Here is a 13,467-nt window from a genome sequence, read left to right on the forward strand (position 1 = left end):
CGAGGCTGCGCGCCGACGGCACAAACTCATTTGCAGTGCGCTCGGCGTGCGCAGACTTCAAGGAGCAGGGAATTTCATGGAATCCGAAGCGATTGGCACGGCGGCCAGCCATACTGATTTTTCTTTGATGTCACTGATCTTCGACGCCGACCCGATCGTCAAACTGGTGCTTCTGTCCCTGTTGGTCGCGTCAGTCTGGTCGTGGATGGTGATTGCCGAGAAGACATTCTCGCTCGGCAGTGCCCGCAAGAAGGCAAAGAAATTCGAAGAGGCATTCTGGAGCGGGCGCACCGAAGATTTCGACATGCGCCCTGGCCAGGTGGCCGGTGATGCGGCGAGCCGCGTGTTCGCCTCGGCGGCGCGCGAATGGTCGGACGCCAAGCGCGGCGTGCCTGCGCCGGCTGAAGCGGCCGCCATTGTCAGCCGCGCGGAGCGATCCATGCGCGCCGCAGTCGACCGCGAGATCAGCAAGGCCGGCGGCGGGCTGGGCATACTTGCAACAATCGGTTCGGCGTCTCCGTTCATCGGACTGTTCGGGACGGTGTGGGGCATCATGAACGCCTTCCTCAATATTGCCGCCCAGCAGGATACCAGCCTCGGCACAGTGGCCGGCCCGATCGCCGAAGCCCTGTTCGCGACCGGCATGGGCCTGGTCGCGGCCATCCCGGCCGTCATCTTCTACAACAAGTTCACGGGCGACCTGACCAAGTTCGGCGACCAGCTTGATACATTTTCCCAGGATGTCCTGGTGCGCCTGTCGCGCCGCGCCTCCGACGCAACGAGGGACTAGGCCATGGGATTGATCCTGGGATCCGGCGGCAAGGGCGGACGGCGCGGGCGCCAGGCGCTGAACGCCGAAATCAACGTCACGCCGTTTGTCGACGTCATGCTCGTGCTGCTGATCGTGTTCATGATCACGGCGCCGCTGCTGGTGCGCGGCGAGGATGTTGCCCTGCCGAAGACGCGGTCGGGCCCGATCAAGACCGAGCCGAACGATGCGCCGCTGGCGATCACGGTGAAGGCGGACGGGACGATCTTTATTCAGAATACGGAAGTGACTGTCGACGATCTCGGCGCCAAGCTCGCGGCGATCATCGGCGAGGGCTACGAGCAGCAGATGTACCTGCGCGCCGATGAAACCGTTCCCTATGGCCGGATCATGGAAGTGACGTCCGAAGTGCGCGCCGCGGGCTATACCCGCCTCGCCTTCGTGACCGAACAGAAGAAATAGCGGGGCCTTTCCACACCCATGCTTCGCGGTTTCACCATTTCGACTGTCCTCCACGCGAGCGTGCTCGCGCTGGCGGTCATGTCGTGGCCCAGCCCGAAGTCGGAATGTGACAAGGCCATCGAGAAACTTGAGCGTGACGAGCCGGGCCTGGGCCCGGTCGATATCCTGATGCGCCTGCCGGAATGTGCGGCGGTGATTGATGTGCCGATCGAGTTTCTCGATATCGGGCTTGTGACGAATGTGTCCGCGATCCCGAAGGCCGAGATCGATCCTGAAGCCGAGCCGGTTCCTGAAGAAGCGCCTGAAGAAGAGGCTGAACCTGACGACCTCAAGGACCTGACGGCCGATGAGGTCGACGCCAATGACACCCGCGCCGAGGAACCGAGCGAGGATGATATCGTTGTTGAGGACGAGAAGGCCGAGCCTGAGCCCGAACCCGAGCCTGCCCCGGAGCCGGAAAAGAAAAAGCCGGAGCCGAAGAAGGAAGAAAAGCTGGTCGAGAAGACAAAACCCAGGACCGCGTCCGATGAACTCGATTTCCTCAATGATTTCGAAGATGTCCTGAAGACCAAGGCCCAGAACGAGCGCAAGGCCCCGCCGGCGCAGGAGCCGCCGCGCATCGAGAAGCCGGTCCTGGCCGATGCCCAGCAGCCGCGCAAGGGCGCGGGCGACCGGACAGGCAACACGGCGTCGCTGCAGGCGGCAGTTCGCCGTCAGATCGGCTATTGCTGGAACGGCGTCGACGACCTGCCCAAGGAAGACCAGATCAATGTCGTCATAAGGCTGAAGCTGGCCCGCGATGGCAGCCTGACCAATTCGGCTGAACTGATTGCGCCCAAGTCGCGGCCCATTGGCCGGTCGGGTATTCCGGTTGACCTTGCCCTGCGCGCAGTGCGCAAGTGCGCGCCATACAACTTGCCTGCAGACGATTACGACCAGTGGCAGGAAATCGACGTGACAATCGGGCCGGAAAATTGACCGTCCCTCAAAGTTTCAAGGAGATTATCGCATGAAACGTATCCTGATGGCGCTGGTAACAGCGTTCCTGCTGGCCACGAGTATTGCCCTGCCGTCTGCGGCCCAGCTGCAGGTGCGGGTCACCGATGGCAATTTCACCCCGACGCCGCTGGCGATACCGGATTTCCAGATTTCCGGCACCGACGCCGCCATGGCCAGGCAGATCAGCGACGTCGTGCGCGCTGACCTGGCCTCGACCGGCCTGTTTGAAATGCAGAACCCGGCCTCCTTCATCCAGAAAGACCTGTCGCTGGACGTCCAGCCACGCTTTGCCGACTGGAAGATCATCAATACGGACGGACTGGTCGTCGGTGCGTATGAGGAGCTTCCGGACGGAAAGATCGCCGTGTCGTTCCGCCTTTGGGACGTTTATGCCGGCGAGGTCATGCGCATCAATGGCCAGCCGGGCCGCCGCCTGACGACGACCCCGGACAATTGGCGCCGCATTGCGCACAAGATTGCCGACTCGATCTACCAGCGCCTCACCGGCGAAGACCCGTATTTCGATACGCGGATCGTCTACATTGCCGAGACGGGCCCGAAGCTCGCCCGCGTGAAGCGCCTGGCCATCATGGACAGTGACGGGGCCAACCAGCAATACCTGACGCCCGGCCGCAATACGGTGCTGACACCGCGCTTCTCGCCGTCGGCACAGGAAATCACCTATATGTCTTATGAGGGTGGCAAGCCGCGCGTCTATCTCTTCAATATCGAGACCGGCCGCCAGGAATTGCTCGGCAATTTCCCCGGCATGACCTTTGCGCCGCGCTTTTCCCGCGATGGCCAGAGCGTGCTGATGACCCAGGCCCAGCGCGGCAATTCCGACATCTACATCATGAACCTGCGGACACGGGAATCACGCCGCCTGACAGACCATCCGGCGATTGATACGTCCCCGTCCATGTCGCCGGACGGACAGTCGATCGTGTTCACGTCCGACCGGGGCGGCAGCCCGCAGCTCTATATCATGAACGTCGATGGCAGCCCGCGGACCTGCCCGTCGGGCGGGCGCGATTCAGCCTGCCGGATCACGTTCGGCAAGGGTAGCTATTCGACGCCTGTCTGGAGCCCGCGCGGCGATCTTGTTGCCTTCACGAAACAATCCGGCAACCGCTTCTATATCGGTGTGATCGGTACGGATGGCAAAGGCGAGCGCCTGCTGACCGAAGCCTACCTGGACGAGGGCCCGGACTGGTCGCCGAATGGCCGCGTGATCGTTTATTTCCGCGAATCACGCCCGGGTGCCGGACCGCAGCTCTGGTCGGTGGACCTGTCGGGACGCAATGAGCAGCGCCTGCAGACACAGACGGATGCATCTGATCCGGCCTGGTCGCCGCTTCTGCAGTAATAAAAGCAGTAAAATGGCCCCGGAATGCCTCCGGGGCCGATGCTTTCTGAAGACATGAGGAGAAATTTGTGCAAAACGACGCACAGTTAAGTCACCGCCCGATTGTCGCCTGATTTCCGTCAGAAAATGGAAACTCTACCGCGCTAGTCGTCACACCGTTGACAAAACGCCCGCCGCAAGGCGTCAATATCGCTCTAAGGACATCCAGGGGAGTCTTAGCAATGCAAACGTCACTGAAACTTACCGCAGCCACCGCCGTGCTGCTTGCACTCGGCGCCTGCGCTTCAAAGCCTGCGCCTGTCGTCGAAGATACGACACCTGTTGAAGTTGTCGACACAACGCCAGCGCCAACGGCGCCTGTCGTTGAAGAAGTCGTGGAGCCTACCGGCCCGCTGGCCGGGTCGCTCGACGATTTCCGCGTCAACGTGGGTGAGCGCGTCTATTACGACCTCAACAATTACCGCCTCGATGCCGACGATCAGGAAATCCTGAAGCGCCAGGCTGCCTGGCTGTCGTCTTACCCGTCCGTTCGTATCCTCGTTGCAGGCAACTGCGATGAGCGCGGTACACGCGAGTACAACCTTGCCCTCGGCGAGCGTCGCGCATCGGTCGTCAAGGACTATCTGGTGAGCCTCGGCGTTGATCCTTCGCGGATCGACACGATCTCCTACGGCAAGGAACGCCCGATCGCTGCTGGCAGCGACGAGCAGTCCTGGGCCCTCAACCGTAACGGTTTCACGCAAATCGTTTCCGGTACGACCAGCTAAGCTGATCTGCTGATCAGAATACAATTTGCAGCCGGGTGCCTTATTTTGGCCCCGGCTGTTTTTGTATTGTGCTGAAGAAATTGCGTGGAGAAATGCATTGATGTTCAAAGCCCCGGCTCTTGCCCTCGCCTGTCTCATGCTTGCGGCCTCGCCAGCGATTGCCCAACGCAACGCACCGATAACGCAAGGCGTCACGAGTTCGGATCTTGCGTCGCAGGTGGCCAGTACGCGCCAGCAGAATGCCGAACTGAAGGTCCAGGTGAACAATCTCATCGGCGATATCATGACCCTGACGGGTCGCGTCGAGACCATGGAATTCCAGCTGTCGCAGGCCCGTGACGCAAACCAGGCGCTGCAGCGTGACAATGAATCCCTGTCAGACAGTATTGGTGAGTTGCGCGCCCAGATGGATGCGCAGGCCCGTACGCTGGCCGCACTTGAGGCGCGACTTGGCGGCACTGAGCCCGCCTTTGCCGATCCGGCCCTTGACCAGGAATCCTCCTATCCCGGCGCAGCGGGAAGCGGTGATTATGCCGCTGGTTCCGCAACTGCGCCCCGTTCGGGCGGTCTGACCAATTCGGCCAGTTCCGGCCCGACCCGGTTGATCCAGCCGACGCCGCAATCGTCGGCATCCGATATTGCCAACAGCGCATCCGGTGCGCGCACGTCTGGCACGCAAGTGTCGAACAATCCGTCCGAGGATGGACTGGACCTGCCATCCGGCTCGCTCGGCACGATTTCGGCCAGCGACCTTCCCGGTGAAGCTGGCCCCCTGTTTGCCGCTGCCAAATCCAGGCTGATCCAGTTTGACTATGCCGGCGCCGAGCAGGCGTTCCGGCAATTCATCGACAAGTTCGGAAATGATCCCCAGGCAGGCGAAGCGCATTACTGGCTCGGCGAAACGCTTTACCAGCAGAAGGCCTATGCTGACAGCGGCGCTGCCTACACGACGATGATCCGTTCTTTTCCGAATGATGCGCGCGCGCCTGACGCGCTCGTAAAGCTCGCCCGTGCGATGCGCCTGATCGGCGACAAGGAGAAGGCCTGCCTCGCGCTCGACACGCTGCCAAAGCGCTATCCGAATGCATCGGGCGTGACGCGTGACCTGTCGGCCGTTGAACGGACCAAGTCCGGGTGCGACAGCTAGAGACGCACCCGACCCATCTGGCAGCCTTTGACCGGCTCTGCGGAGCCAGCCATGGACCGGTGGGTGTTGCGGTTTCAGGCGGCAGTGATTCCCTCGCCCTTCTCCACCTCGCGCAGGACTGGGCACGCGTACGCCAGCGCGACCTTCTGGCCTTCACATTCGATCATCGCCTGAGAGCGGCATCGCCTGGCGAAGCCGCAGAAGTGGCGCGCATCAGCCGGGCGCTGGGCGTTGAGCATCGCACACTGGTCTGGGATGACCCGGTGAGTCGCCAGTCAGCGGCCCGCCGCGCACGGCATGCGGCCCTGGCGCAGGCGCTGATCGCAGCTGGTGGCGCAACCCTGCTGACCGGCCATACCGCAGACGACCAGGCCGAAACCTTTCTCATGCGCGCGAGGCAGGGCTCGACCTGGTACGGGCTGGCCGGGATGCAGCCTGTGTCGCTGTCGCCCGTCTGGCCGGAAGGCGCAGGTGTCCGCATTGCCCGGCCGCTGCTGGCGCACCGCCGGACGGACTTGCGTGACATGCTGGCGGACCTGGGCGTCATCTGGGTCGACGACCCGACCAATGACAATCGCGCCTATGAGCGCGTCCGGGTGCGGCAAAGGCTGGCGGTGACGCCTGGCCTGTATGACGCGATTGCGCGCAGCCAGTCTGACCTGGCTGCCCTGCGCGCCATTGAAGACATGCGCCTTGGCCGATGGTTGCGCGACCATGTGGAAGTGTCGGGCGGGCGAGGGCTGGCTGTGACGCTGGCGCCTTTGGGGCGCGAAAGTGCCGCGCGCGGAATCGGCCTCCTGATCCAGTTCGTGACAGGCAGGGAGACACCGCCGCGCCGGGACAATCTGCAGTCGCTGACGGATCGTTTGCTGTCACAGCGCGCATTTCCGGGTGCGACATTGGGTGGCGCGATGGTTACGCGGAAGGGCGCGATTGTTCATCTTGCGCGCGAGGAGGGGCTGGATCGCCCGGATTCATTGCTGAACGCGCGCCTCGGCGCGATGCGGAGCCTGTTCCTGGGCCAGCCGTGACAATTGCTGCATGTTAAGCGGAAAGGAGTCGTTTTTGTGCGAACCTGCTCCTATGTTAGAAGCCAATAGAGCTTCCAGATTGAAAGACCTGATATGAACGTGCGCAATCTCGCCATTTGGGGGGCCATCGCCCTGCTAGTGATCGGCATGGCTGTCGCCATGGGTGGAACCTCTGAAGCAGATCAGGCGGACAAGTCCAAATTGTCCGAAATCTACCAGTTGATCGAGTCCGGCGAAGTGGCCGAGGCAACACTTGGCGACCAGCAGATCGTTGTGAAGACGACCGATGGCCGGACGCTGGTCAGCGAGCTGCGCGGCCTCGACATGGAAACCCAGGGAATCCTGGTCCAGGAGAACGTGCCCTTCACGATTGACGCCGATAGCGGCCGGAACAATTTTGCGTCGCTGCTGTTCTCGATCCTGCCGATCCTGCTGATCGTCGGCTTTGTCTTCTTCATGATGCGCCAGATGCAGGGCGGCGGCGGACGCGGGGCGATGAGCTTCGGCAAGTCGCGCGCCCGCCTGCTGACCGAAAAGCATGGCCGCGTCACGTTCGACGATGTCGCCGGCGTCGATGAGGCCAAGGAAGAGTTGCAGGAGATTGTCGAATTCCTGCAGGATCCATCCAAGTTCCAGCGTCTCGGCGGCAAGATCCCCAAAGGCGCGCTGCTCGTTGGCCCTCCGGGCACGGGCAAGACGCTTCTGGCCCGCGCTGTGGCGGGTGAAGCGGGCGTGCCCTTCTTCACGATTTCCGGTTCCGACTTTGTCGAAATGTTCGTTGGCGTCGGCGCCAGCCGCGTGCGCGACATGTTCGAACAGGCCAAGCGCTCGGCGCCCTGCATCATCTTCATTGACGAGATCGACGCGGTCGGCCGCTCGCGCGGCGCAGGCCTCGGTGGCGGCAATGACGAACGCGAACAGACGCTGAACCAGTTGCTGGTCGAGATGGACGGCTTCGAGGCCAACGAGGGCATTATCCTCGTGGCAGCCACGAACCGCCCGGACGTGCTGGACCCGGCTTTGCTGCGTCCCGGCCGTTTTGACCGCCAGATCACCGTCGGCAACCCTGATATTATCGGCCGCGAGAAAATCCTGCGCGTCCACATGCGTAACGTGCCGCTGGCCAAGGACGTCGAGACCAAGACGATTGCGCGCGGTACGCCCGGCTTCTCGGGTGCTGACCTTGCCAACCTCGTCAACGAGGCGGCGCTGCTCGCGGCGCGTCGCGGCAAACGGGTCGTGGCCATGGCAGAATTCGAAGATGCCAAGGACAAGGTCCTCATGGGGCCGGAACGCCGCTCGATGGTGATGTCCGAAAAGGAAAAGGAACTCACTGCCTGGCACGAGGCCGGTCACGCCGTCGTTGCGATGAAAGTGCCCTCGGCTGATCCGGTCCACAAGGCGACGATCATTCCGCGCGGACGTGCCCTTGGCATGGTGATGCAGCTGCCGGAAGACGACAAGCTGTCCATGTCCAAGATCGAAATGACCAGCCGCCTCGCCATCATGATGGGTGGCCGCGTGGCGGAAGAACTGAAATTTGGCGAAGACAATGTCACGGCCGGTGCTGCGTCGGATATTCAGCAGGCAACGCGCCTGGCCCGCGCCATGGTTACGCGCTGGGGCTTTGCCGACAATATCGGCCCGGTCGATTATGGCTCTGACCAGGGTGACGTCTTCCTTGGCCAGCAGCTGATGCAGTCCTCACACGTATCGGAAGACACCTCGCGCAAGATTGAGGAAGAGGTTCGCAAACTGATCCAGACCGGCATGGACGAGGCACGCCGCATCATGACCGACAGCCGCGATCAGTGGGAAGCGATTGCCAATGGCCTGCTGGAATATGAAACGCTGACAGGCGACGAGATTTCCGAGCTGCTGAAAGGCAACAAGCCTTCAAGGCCAGACATCAGTGACGATGATGCCGGGCCGGCTTCTGCTGTTCCGGTAATCGGCAAGCGCCGCAAGCCCAAGGGCGATACCGGCCTTGGCGACCCGGAACCCAGTCCGGCCTGATCCGGGACCAGAATGTGATTGCATCGGGGCGCAGCCAGTCTAGGCTGCGCCTCATGCTTGTTCGCTCCACGCTTTTTTCGTCCTGCCTTGTCCTGTCGGCCTGTGCCGCGCAGCCTGCGCCCGGCACCGGCCCGGTGTCCGGCTTTGAGGCCGCGTTGCAGCCGCTCTGCGGCAAGGCTTATGAGGGGCGCATCACCACCACGGATGCCGCCGATGATGACTGGCGTGCCGAGCGGATCGTGATGCATGTACGCACGTGCGACCCGGGCCTTGTCACGGTACCGCTGCATGTCGGGGACGACCGGTCCCGCACCTGGGTCCTGATGCAGGTCGGTGATCGCTGGGAGCTGCGCCATGACCACCGGCACGAGGATGGCGAACCGGATGTCCTGACCCTGTATGGCGGCTTTGCCAGCACGCCGGCCGATGCCCTGATCCAGGATTTCCCGGCTGATCAGGCGACAAAGGACCTGTTCGACCAGGAGAACATTCCCGTGTCGAAGACCAATGTATGGACAGTCGAGCTTGATCCCGCGGCCGGCCTGTTCACTTACCAGCTGGCCCGCCCGGGGCGCCTGCTGCGGGTGGAGTTCGACACGTCGGATCCGGTTGATGTGCCGCCGCCGCCTTGGGGCGCGGCGGATTAGGGCCTGGCGACAGGCTGCCGCTTGCGGCGCCGGGACGTTTCCGACGTGATCAGGTGTGGGGCGACCCTGAGGGTGCGCGTGGCCACGGAAATTTCCCCGAGGAAGTAGACCAGTCCCGCAATCAGGACACCCATCGAGGCGACGAACAGGACCGACACAACCGTCGAGACATCCATGCCCGCCAGCTCGCCGCCAAACAGGGTCACGATCACGAGGCAGATCAGCAGGGCCGCAAGCGTGGACAGTGTCACCGCGCGGTTAATTCGCACCATGCGCTTGTCGATGGCGGCCAGCTCCATCACGTGGCGCTGGCGATCCTCGGCGCTGTCGCCTGCAAGCAGTTTCTCGACGGCGCGCCAGCGGTCGACGACACGGGCCAGCCGGTTCGTCATGACGTTCAGCATGGCCCCGATGCCGGCCAGCAGGAAAACCGGCGCAATGGCGAGCTGGATGATCTGGGCAATGTCTGTGGGCATGGAAAGGGGCATGCGACAAGGCTTGGCTGTGGTGGCCGCTGGCGTCAACCCGGTTCGCGAATCAGGCTGCAGCGCTCGGGCGGGCTGAGACGGCCGCGTGCCACCGGGCAAGATGGGTAAGGCCGTCGTCCGGCGGCACGCCCACAAGGCCGGCTCCGAAATCATAGGTGGCCAGGGCAACCGCGTCGACGACACTGTAGCTGTCGCCCGCGATGAATGCGTTTTCCGCCAGCTGGTCGTTCAGCAGCCTGTAGCCCATGTCCGTGCGCACGCGGTTCTGCGCGGCGGCCTCCGGTATCTGGCGGATCAGCTTGGCTGTTAGCGGGTGGCCATGGACCCAGACCATGCCGATCGGCACCATCAGGTTCAGTTCCACCCGGCGCAGCCACATTTCGATGATGGCGCGCTGTTTCGCGCCGGTACCGAAGAGGGGCGGGCTGGGATGCAGTTCCTCGAAATAGCGGCATATGGCGACGCTCTCGGCGATACAGGTGCCGTCGTCCAGCTCCAGGATCGGGATGCCGCCGGTAGGGTTCTTCTCGAGGAAATCAGGCTGGCGGTTGCGCCGGGTCATGATGTCCACGGTTTCCATGGGCACGGTGAGGCCCTTCTCGGCGAGATAGATGCGCACGCGGCGCGGGTTTGGCCCGCCGGGATAGTCATAGAGGATCATGGGCCGAGCCTAGCCGCGCTGCGCCTGCGGCGCAATCAGGACCAGAGCTTTGGCTGGGCGGCGATCACGCTGGCGGCGCAGCCCTCGTCCCAGGGGTAGAGGCCATCGAGCCAGCCGGGCCAGACAAGCTGGACCACGGCGGGGTGGCCGCGATGGCCCTGATGCTTCCAGAACCCGTCTGCCACGGGCATGTAGAGGGTAAACAGCGCCTCATGCGCGGCCTTTTTGCCGATACAGTCAAAGTCCGGGTTGAGGCCCTGCCAGGCCTGTCCGCCATCCACTTTCCGGCCGGCCTTGAGCTGGCGGAAGACCTCGGCCAGCATGCCATGCATCTCGTCGCGGTGGAGGCCGAAGACGATGAATTCCGGCGCGTCCAGCGTCTGTGTGAAGCCGACCGTATAGGTGAAATTGGGGGTGGCGAGTTCGGGGTCGAACACGTGGCAGCTGTGCCAGCCATGCGAGGCGATATCGTCAAGCACGCGGCGGTCGGCAGGGGAAAGCTCGCCTTCGGTCATGAATATGATGACGCGGTGCGCCGGGCACGGGGTCAAGCCGCAGGGGTCAACATGTCCGAGATTTAAGGTGGCGCGAGCCAGCACGGGCGGCCGCATGCCCTGTGGGCGTGCGGCGGCAAGCGGTGTGAATGCGGGCAGGACGCGGGCCGGGGCCATGCCTGACAGGCCGCTTGCCGGGGGCGGGGGAGTGTGAGAGCGTTCGCCTGAATTTTGGGGAAACGGCCACGATGGCGGCATTATTTTTCTGGGCTGCAGCGGGCGTGGCAGGCCTGACGGTGTTCATCCATGTTGTCCTGGGCGGGGCGAAATTTGTGCGGCCCTTCCTGGCGGTGGAGATGGAGCCGGGCCTGAAATGGATAGCCTATCTGATGTGGCACCTCGGCACGGTGTCGACCCTGTTCATCGCAGCGGGCTTTGCGGCTGGCGCGCTGGATCCGGCGCACAGCGACTATGCCGCCATTGCGACGGCGGGCGCGGCGGGCTTTGTGACCGTGGCGGTGTTCACGGCGGTGAAATCCGGCCTGTCGCCCCGGCGCTTCCCGGTGATCCCGATGTTCAGCCTGGTGACGGGGCTGGGGCTGGCGGGATTGTTCCTGTAAGGCGCGGTTCTGGCAGCAATACCGCTTGCGGGGCCGGGCAGGCGGGCGTAAATCGCTGTGGCCGCCGACCGATGCGATAGGCACGGGCCGCCGGCGGAGCGTTACCGGACAATTCATGGCCGACCCGTCGTTTGACTGCGTGTCCTGCGGTGCCTGCTGTTTCAGCCGGAACCCGCGCTATCTGGCCCTGTTGCCGTGGGATGCCTCACGCGCCCTGCCAGCTGAAAGCCTGTTCAGCGAAGGCGGGCAGACCTTTGTGAAGTTCGACTGCGGCCATTGCGTGCACCTGCAGCTGGCAGGCGGCAAGGCCGTGTGCGGCGTGTATGACGACCGGCCCGAAGCCTGCCGCGCCTTCCGGGCGGGTAGCTTTGAATGCGTCAAGGCGCGCCGCGCGAACGGCATCATGGGCGAGCGCGTGCGGGACCAGGAAGGGGAGCCTGCCTAGGCGAGCCTATTTCGCAAACAGCTGGCCGATATCGGCGAAGGCTTTCAGCTCGATCGCGTTGCCGCTGGGGTCGTGGAAGAACATGGTTGCCTGCTCGCCGGGCTGGCCCGCAAAGCGGATATAGGGCGCAATCAGGAAATCGACCTGGCCGGTCAGGCGGTCAGCCAGCGCCTGCCACGCATCCATCGGCAGGACGAGGCCGAAATGGCGCACCGGCACGCCATGCCCGTCAACGGCGCTGGTGCCGGTGGGAGTGCACTGGTCTGGCGCCAGATGGGCGACGATCTGGTGGCCGTAAAAATCGAAGTCCACCCAGTCTGGCGAACTGCGCCCCTCGGCGCAGCCGAGCAGGCCGCCATAGAAGACGCGGGCAGCAGCAAGATCGTGCACCGGGAAGGCGAGGTGGAAAGGGGCGAGGGGCATGGTCAGTTCCGCGACGGGAAGATGCCTTGCGTCACGACGCATTGCCTGAGGGCGAGATAGGGCGGCATGTTGGCGCCGTCCGGGGCGCTGCCGGGGACGCCCGTCTGACTATCAACCGCAAGGGCCGGGCCCTTGCTTTCATATTCAGCGCCGCCGCGCTCGCCCTGCCTTCGGTCGGTGAGGCCGGGGCCCTGGCCAGCGCCAACCACAACGCGCCCGCGCAGGTCCGGCAGGGCGAACGTGGTGCGTCCGTCGCCGCCATACATGGTGCCGAGCAGGGAGAAGAGGGCAGTATTCTCGGCAATCGGCAGGAGGCGGCCATCGGCCTCCAGCGTGCCGCGGGGGCAGAAATTGAAGCCCGCCGTAATGATCTCGCCAAGGTATTCGTCCATGCCAGCATGGGCCGCCGGCGCCGTCCCCGCCATCAGCGCCCCGGTCAGGGCCGCCGCCATCGCAAATTTCCGAATCATTCCCGTGTCCTCCCATTGTGGAGGGCGCAGCCTACGGCCTTGGACCGGCGGGGCAAGGGGGCGGGCGGAGCATGGACCGGCGCTTAATGCACCCTACGGCTTGCTGCCGCTGCGCTGCGCGTCAGGCGCGCTTGATCAGGCGAATGACGAAGAGCAGGATCACCGCGCCAATCGTGGCGTGGATGATGGCGCCGACAATGCCCGCCGCGATGCTGAAGCCGAGTTGCGGGAAGAGCAGGCCGGCCAGGGCCGCGCCGACAATGCCGACCACGATATTGCCCACCAGGCCGAAGCCATAGCCCTTGACGATCTGTCCGGCGAGCCAGCCGGCTATGGCGCCGACGATGAGGATGATGAGGAGGGATTCGAGTGTCATATGTCTGTTCCTTGCATGCGTGGGTTCGAACACGCGCATGTGCCGAACGGGCGAAAGCCGTATCTGGTTCCTCGCACAGTGTCGCTTTCTGCGGCGTGTTCACCCTGCACGGGCGGCGGCAAACAGGGACGCGGGCTGAAAAGCTCGCCCCGCCCTGACCTTCAGGCTGCACACGCATGCCCGGAGGGATCACGCTCACTTATCCCACATCGCGGACGGGAGGGATAGGCGGGGCGGATAGTCCTGCTGGAAGGCGGTGATGGTGCACGGGTGGCGGCCCGGATAA

At 63.7% G+C, this 13,467-nt stretch carries 17 protein-coding genes; 11 read left to right on the top strand and 6 right to left on the bottom strand.

Annotated elements, in window-relative coordinates; genetic code table 11:
* The first annotated feature begins 76 nt into the window (after positions 1–76).
* The 9 genes from tolQ to ACQ66M_RS09100 all read left to right on the top strand — a co-directional run bounded on the left by tolQ (position 77) and on the right by ACQ66M_RS09100 (position 9,204).
* Entirely contained in the window at positions 77–790 is a 714-nt protein-coding gene (gene tolQ / locus ACQ66M_RS09060) for a protein TolQ (protein ID WP_350173830.1), read from the top strand.
* Positions 791–793: 3 nt separating this feature from the next.
* Entirely contained in the window at positions 794–1,231 is a 438-nt protein-coding gene (locus ACQ66M_RS09065; RefSeq protein WP_430403332.1) for an ExbD/TolR family protein, read from the top strand.
* An 18-nt stretch (positions 1,232–1,249) separates the two neighbouring features.
* Positions 1,250–2,209, top strand: a complete 960-nt coding sequence (locus ACQ66M_RS09070; protein ID WP_430403334.1) for a hypothetical protein — start codon at positions 1,250–1,252, stop codon at positions 2,207–2,209.
* Positions 2,210–2,240: 31 nt separating this feature from the next.
* The gene (gene tolB / locus ACQ66M_RS09075) at positions 2,241–3,596 is read left to right on the top strand and encodes a Tol-Pal system beta propeller repeat protein TolB (protein ID WP_350173836.1); all 1,356 of its coding nucleotides are present in this window, start codon (positions 2,241–2,243) and stop codon (positions 3,594–3,596) included.
* 221 nt (positions 3,597–3,817) lie between these two features.
* Positions 3,818–4,363: a peptidoglycan-associated lipoprotein Pal gene (gene pal / locus ACQ66M_RS09080; protein ID WP_350173838.1), complete on the top strand. Its 546-nt coding sequence runs from the start codon at positions 3,818–3,820 to the stop codon at positions 4,361–4,363.
* A 100-nt stretch (positions 4,364–4,463) separates the two neighbouring features.
* Positions 4,464–5,510, top strand: coding sequence for a tol-pal system protein YbgF (gene ybgF, locus ACQ66M_RS09085; RefSeq protein WP_430403336.1), 1,047 nt, complete (start codon positions 4,464–4,466; stop codon positions 5,508–5,510).
* Positions 5,498–6,541 carry a tRNA lysidine(34) synthetase TilS gene (gene tilS, locus ACQ66M_RS09090; protein ID WP_430403338.1) on the top strand — a complete coding sequence of 348 codons (1,044 nt, stop codon included), beginning with the start codon at positions 5,498–5,500 and terminating at the stop codon, positions 6,539–6,541. The genes ybgF and tilS overlap by 13 nt, the downstream gene beginning before the upstream one ends.
* A gap of 93 nt (positions 6,542–6,634) precedes the next feature.
* Entirely contained in the window at positions 6,635–8,557 is a 1,923-nt protein-coding gene (ftsH, locus tag ACQ66M_RS09095) for an ATP-dependent zinc metalloprotease FtsH (RefSeq protein ID WP_350173844.1), read from the top strand.
* Positions 8,558–8,610: 53 nt separating this feature from the next.
* The gene (locus ACQ66M_RS09100; protein ID WP_430403340.1) at positions 8,611–9,204 is read left to right on the top strand and encodes a hypothetical protein; all 594 of its coding nucleotides are present in this window, start codon (positions 8,611–8,613) and stop codon (positions 9,202–9,204) included.
* On the opposite strand, the gene ACQ66M_RS09105 is transcribed toward ACQ66M_RS09100, so the two are convergent.
* The 3 genes from ACQ66M_RS09105 to ACQ66M_RS09115 all read right to left on the bottom strand — a co-directional run bounded on the left by ACQ66M_RS09105 (position 9,201) and on the right by ACQ66M_RS09115 (position 10,868).
* Positions 9,201–9,680 (bottom strand): DUF2721 domain-containing protein, encoded by a 480-nt coding sequence (locus ACQ66M_RS09105; RefSeq protein ID WP_430403342.1) that lies wholly within the window; start codon positions 9,678–9,680, stop codon positions 9,201–9,203. The two genes, ACQ66M_RS09100 and ACQ66M_RS09105, sit on opposite strands and share 4 nt — an antisense overlap.
* A gap of 61 nt (positions 9,681–9,741) precedes the next feature.
* Complete coding sequence (locus ACQ66M_RS09110) at positions 9,742–10,353, bottom strand: glutathione S-transferase family protein (protein ID WP_350173850.1); 612 nt, start codon at positions 10,351–10,353, stop codon at positions 9,742–9,744.
* A gap of 35 nt (positions 10,354–10,388) precedes the next feature.
* Entirely contained in the window at positions 10,389–10,868 is a 480-nt protein-coding gene (locus ACQ66M_RS09115) for a DUF4262 domain-containing protein (RefSeq protein WP_430403344.1), read from the bottom strand.
* Between the two features lie 227 nt (positions 10,869–11,095).
* On the opposite strand from ACQ66M_RS09115, the gene ACQ66M_RS09120 reads away from it, so the two are divergent.
* Positions 11,096–11,467 carry a hypothetical protein gene (locus ACQ66M_RS09120; RefSeq protein WP_430403346.1) on the top strand — a complete coding sequence of 124 codons (372 nt, stop codon included), beginning with the start codon at positions 11,096–11,098 and terminating at the stop codon, positions 11,465–11,467.
* A 115-nt stretch (positions 11,468–11,582) separates the two neighbouring features.
* Positions 11,583–11,912 carry a YkgJ family cysteine cluster protein gene (locus tag ACQ66M_RS09125; RefSeq protein ID WP_430403348.1) on the top strand — a complete coding sequence of 110 codons (330 nt, stop codon included), beginning with the start codon at positions 11,583–11,585 and terminating at the stop codon, positions 11,910–11,912.
* 6 nt (positions 11,913–11,918) lie between these two features.
* Here the strand turns inward: ACQ66M_RS09125 and ACQ66M_RS09130 are convergent, their stop codons facing one another.
* The 3 genes from ACQ66M_RS09130 to ACQ66M_RS09140 all read right to left on the bottom strand — a co-directional run bounded on the left by ACQ66M_RS09130 (position 11,919) and on the right by ACQ66M_RS09140 (position 13,181).
* Positions 11,919–12,335: a VOC family protein gene (locus ACQ66M_RS09130; protein ID WP_430403350.1), complete on the bottom strand. Its 417-nt coding sequence runs from the start codon at positions 12,333–12,335 to the stop codon at positions 11,919–11,921.
* 2 nt (positions 12,336–12,337) lie between these two features.
* Positions 12,338–12,805 (bottom strand): phage tail protein, encoded by a 468-nt coding sequence (locus ACQ66M_RS09135; RefSeq protein WP_430403352.1) that lies wholly within the window; start codon positions 12,803–12,805, stop codon positions 12,338–12,340.
* A gap of 121 nt (positions 12,806–12,926) precedes the next feature.
* Positions 12,927–13,181 (bottom strand): GlsB/YeaQ/YmgE family stress response membrane protein, encoded by a 255-nt coding sequence (locus tag ACQ66M_RS09140; protein WP_350173862.1) that lies wholly within the window; start codon positions 13,179–13,181, stop codon positions 12,927–12,929.
* Between the last annotated feature and the right edge of the window lie 286 nt (positions 13,182–13,467).

Source organism: Hyphomonas sp., assembly GCF_965284475.1.
GTDB lineage: Bacteria > Pseudomonadota > Alphaproteobacteria > Caulobacterales > Hyphomonadaceae > Hyphomonas.

Excerpts from the sequence above, each read along its gene's own strand:
- ACQ66M_RS09065 (WP_430403332.1), top strand. The coding sequence starts at position 794 with ATGGGATTGATCCTGGGATCCGGCGGCAAGGGCGGACGGCGCGGGCGC.
- ftsH (WP_350173844.1), top strand. The coding sequence starts at position 6,635 with ATGAACGTGCGCAATCTCGCCATTTGGGGGGCCATCGCCCTGCTAGTG.
- ACQ66M_RS09110 (WP_350173850.1), bottom strand. The coding sequence starts at position 10,353 with ATGATCCTCTATGACTATCCCGGCGGGCCAAACCCGCGCCGCGTGCGC.
- ACQ66M_RS09100 (WP_430403340.1), top strand. The coding sequence starts at position 8,611 with ATGCTTGTTCGCTCCACGCTTTTTTCGTCCTGCCTTGTCCTGTCGGCC.
- pal (WP_350173838.1), top strand. The coding sequence starts at position 3,818 with ATGCAAACGTCACTGAAACTTACCGCAGCCACCGCCGTGCTGCTTGCA.
- ACQ66M_RS09140 (WP_350173862.1), bottom strand. The coding sequence starts at position 13,181 with ATGACACTCGAATCCCTCCTCATCATCCTCATCGTCGGCGCCATAGCC.
- ACQ66M_RS09130 (WP_430403350.1), bottom strand. The coding sequence starts at position 12,335 with ATGCCCCTCGCCCCTTTCCACCTCGCCTTCCCGGTGCACGATCTTGCT.
- tolQ (WP_350173830.1), top strand. The coding sequence starts at position 77 with ATGGAATCCGAAGCGATTGGCACGGCGGCCAGCCATACTGATTTTTCT.
- tolB (WP_350173836.1), top strand. The coding sequence starts at position 2,241 with ATGAAACGTATCCTGATGGCGCTGGTAACAGCGTTCCTGCTGGCCACG.
- ACQ66M_RS09120 (WP_430403346.1), top strand. The coding sequence starts at position 11,096 with ATGGCGGCATTATTTTTCTGGGCTGCAGCGGGCGTGGCAGGCCTGACG.
- ybgF (WP_430403336.1), top strand. The coding sequence starts at position 4,464 with ATGTTCAAAGCCCCGGCTCTTGCCCTCGCCTGTCTCATGCTTGCGGCC.
- ACQ66M_RS09135 (WP_430403352.1), bottom strand. The coding sequence starts at position 12,805 with ATGATTCGGAAATTTGCGATGGCGGCGGCCCTGACCGGGGCGCTGATG.
- ACQ66M_RS09070 (WP_430403334.1), top strand. The coding sequence starts at position 1,250 with ATGCTTCGCGGTTTCACCATTTCGACTGTCCTCCACGCGAGCGTGCTC.
- ACQ66M_RS09115 (WP_430403344.1), bottom strand. The coding sequence starts at position 10,868 with ATGACCGAAGGCGAGCTTTCCCCTGCCGACCGCCGCGTGCTTGACGAT.
- ACQ66M_RS09105 (WP_430403342.1), bottom strand. The coding sequence starts at position 9,680 with ATGCCCACAGACATTGCCCAGATCATCCAGCTCGCCATTGCGCCGGTT.
- ACQ66M_RS09125 (WP_430403348.1), top strand. The coding sequence starts at position 11,583 with ATGGCCGACCCGTCGTTTGACTGCGTGTCCTGCGGTGCCTGCTGTTTC.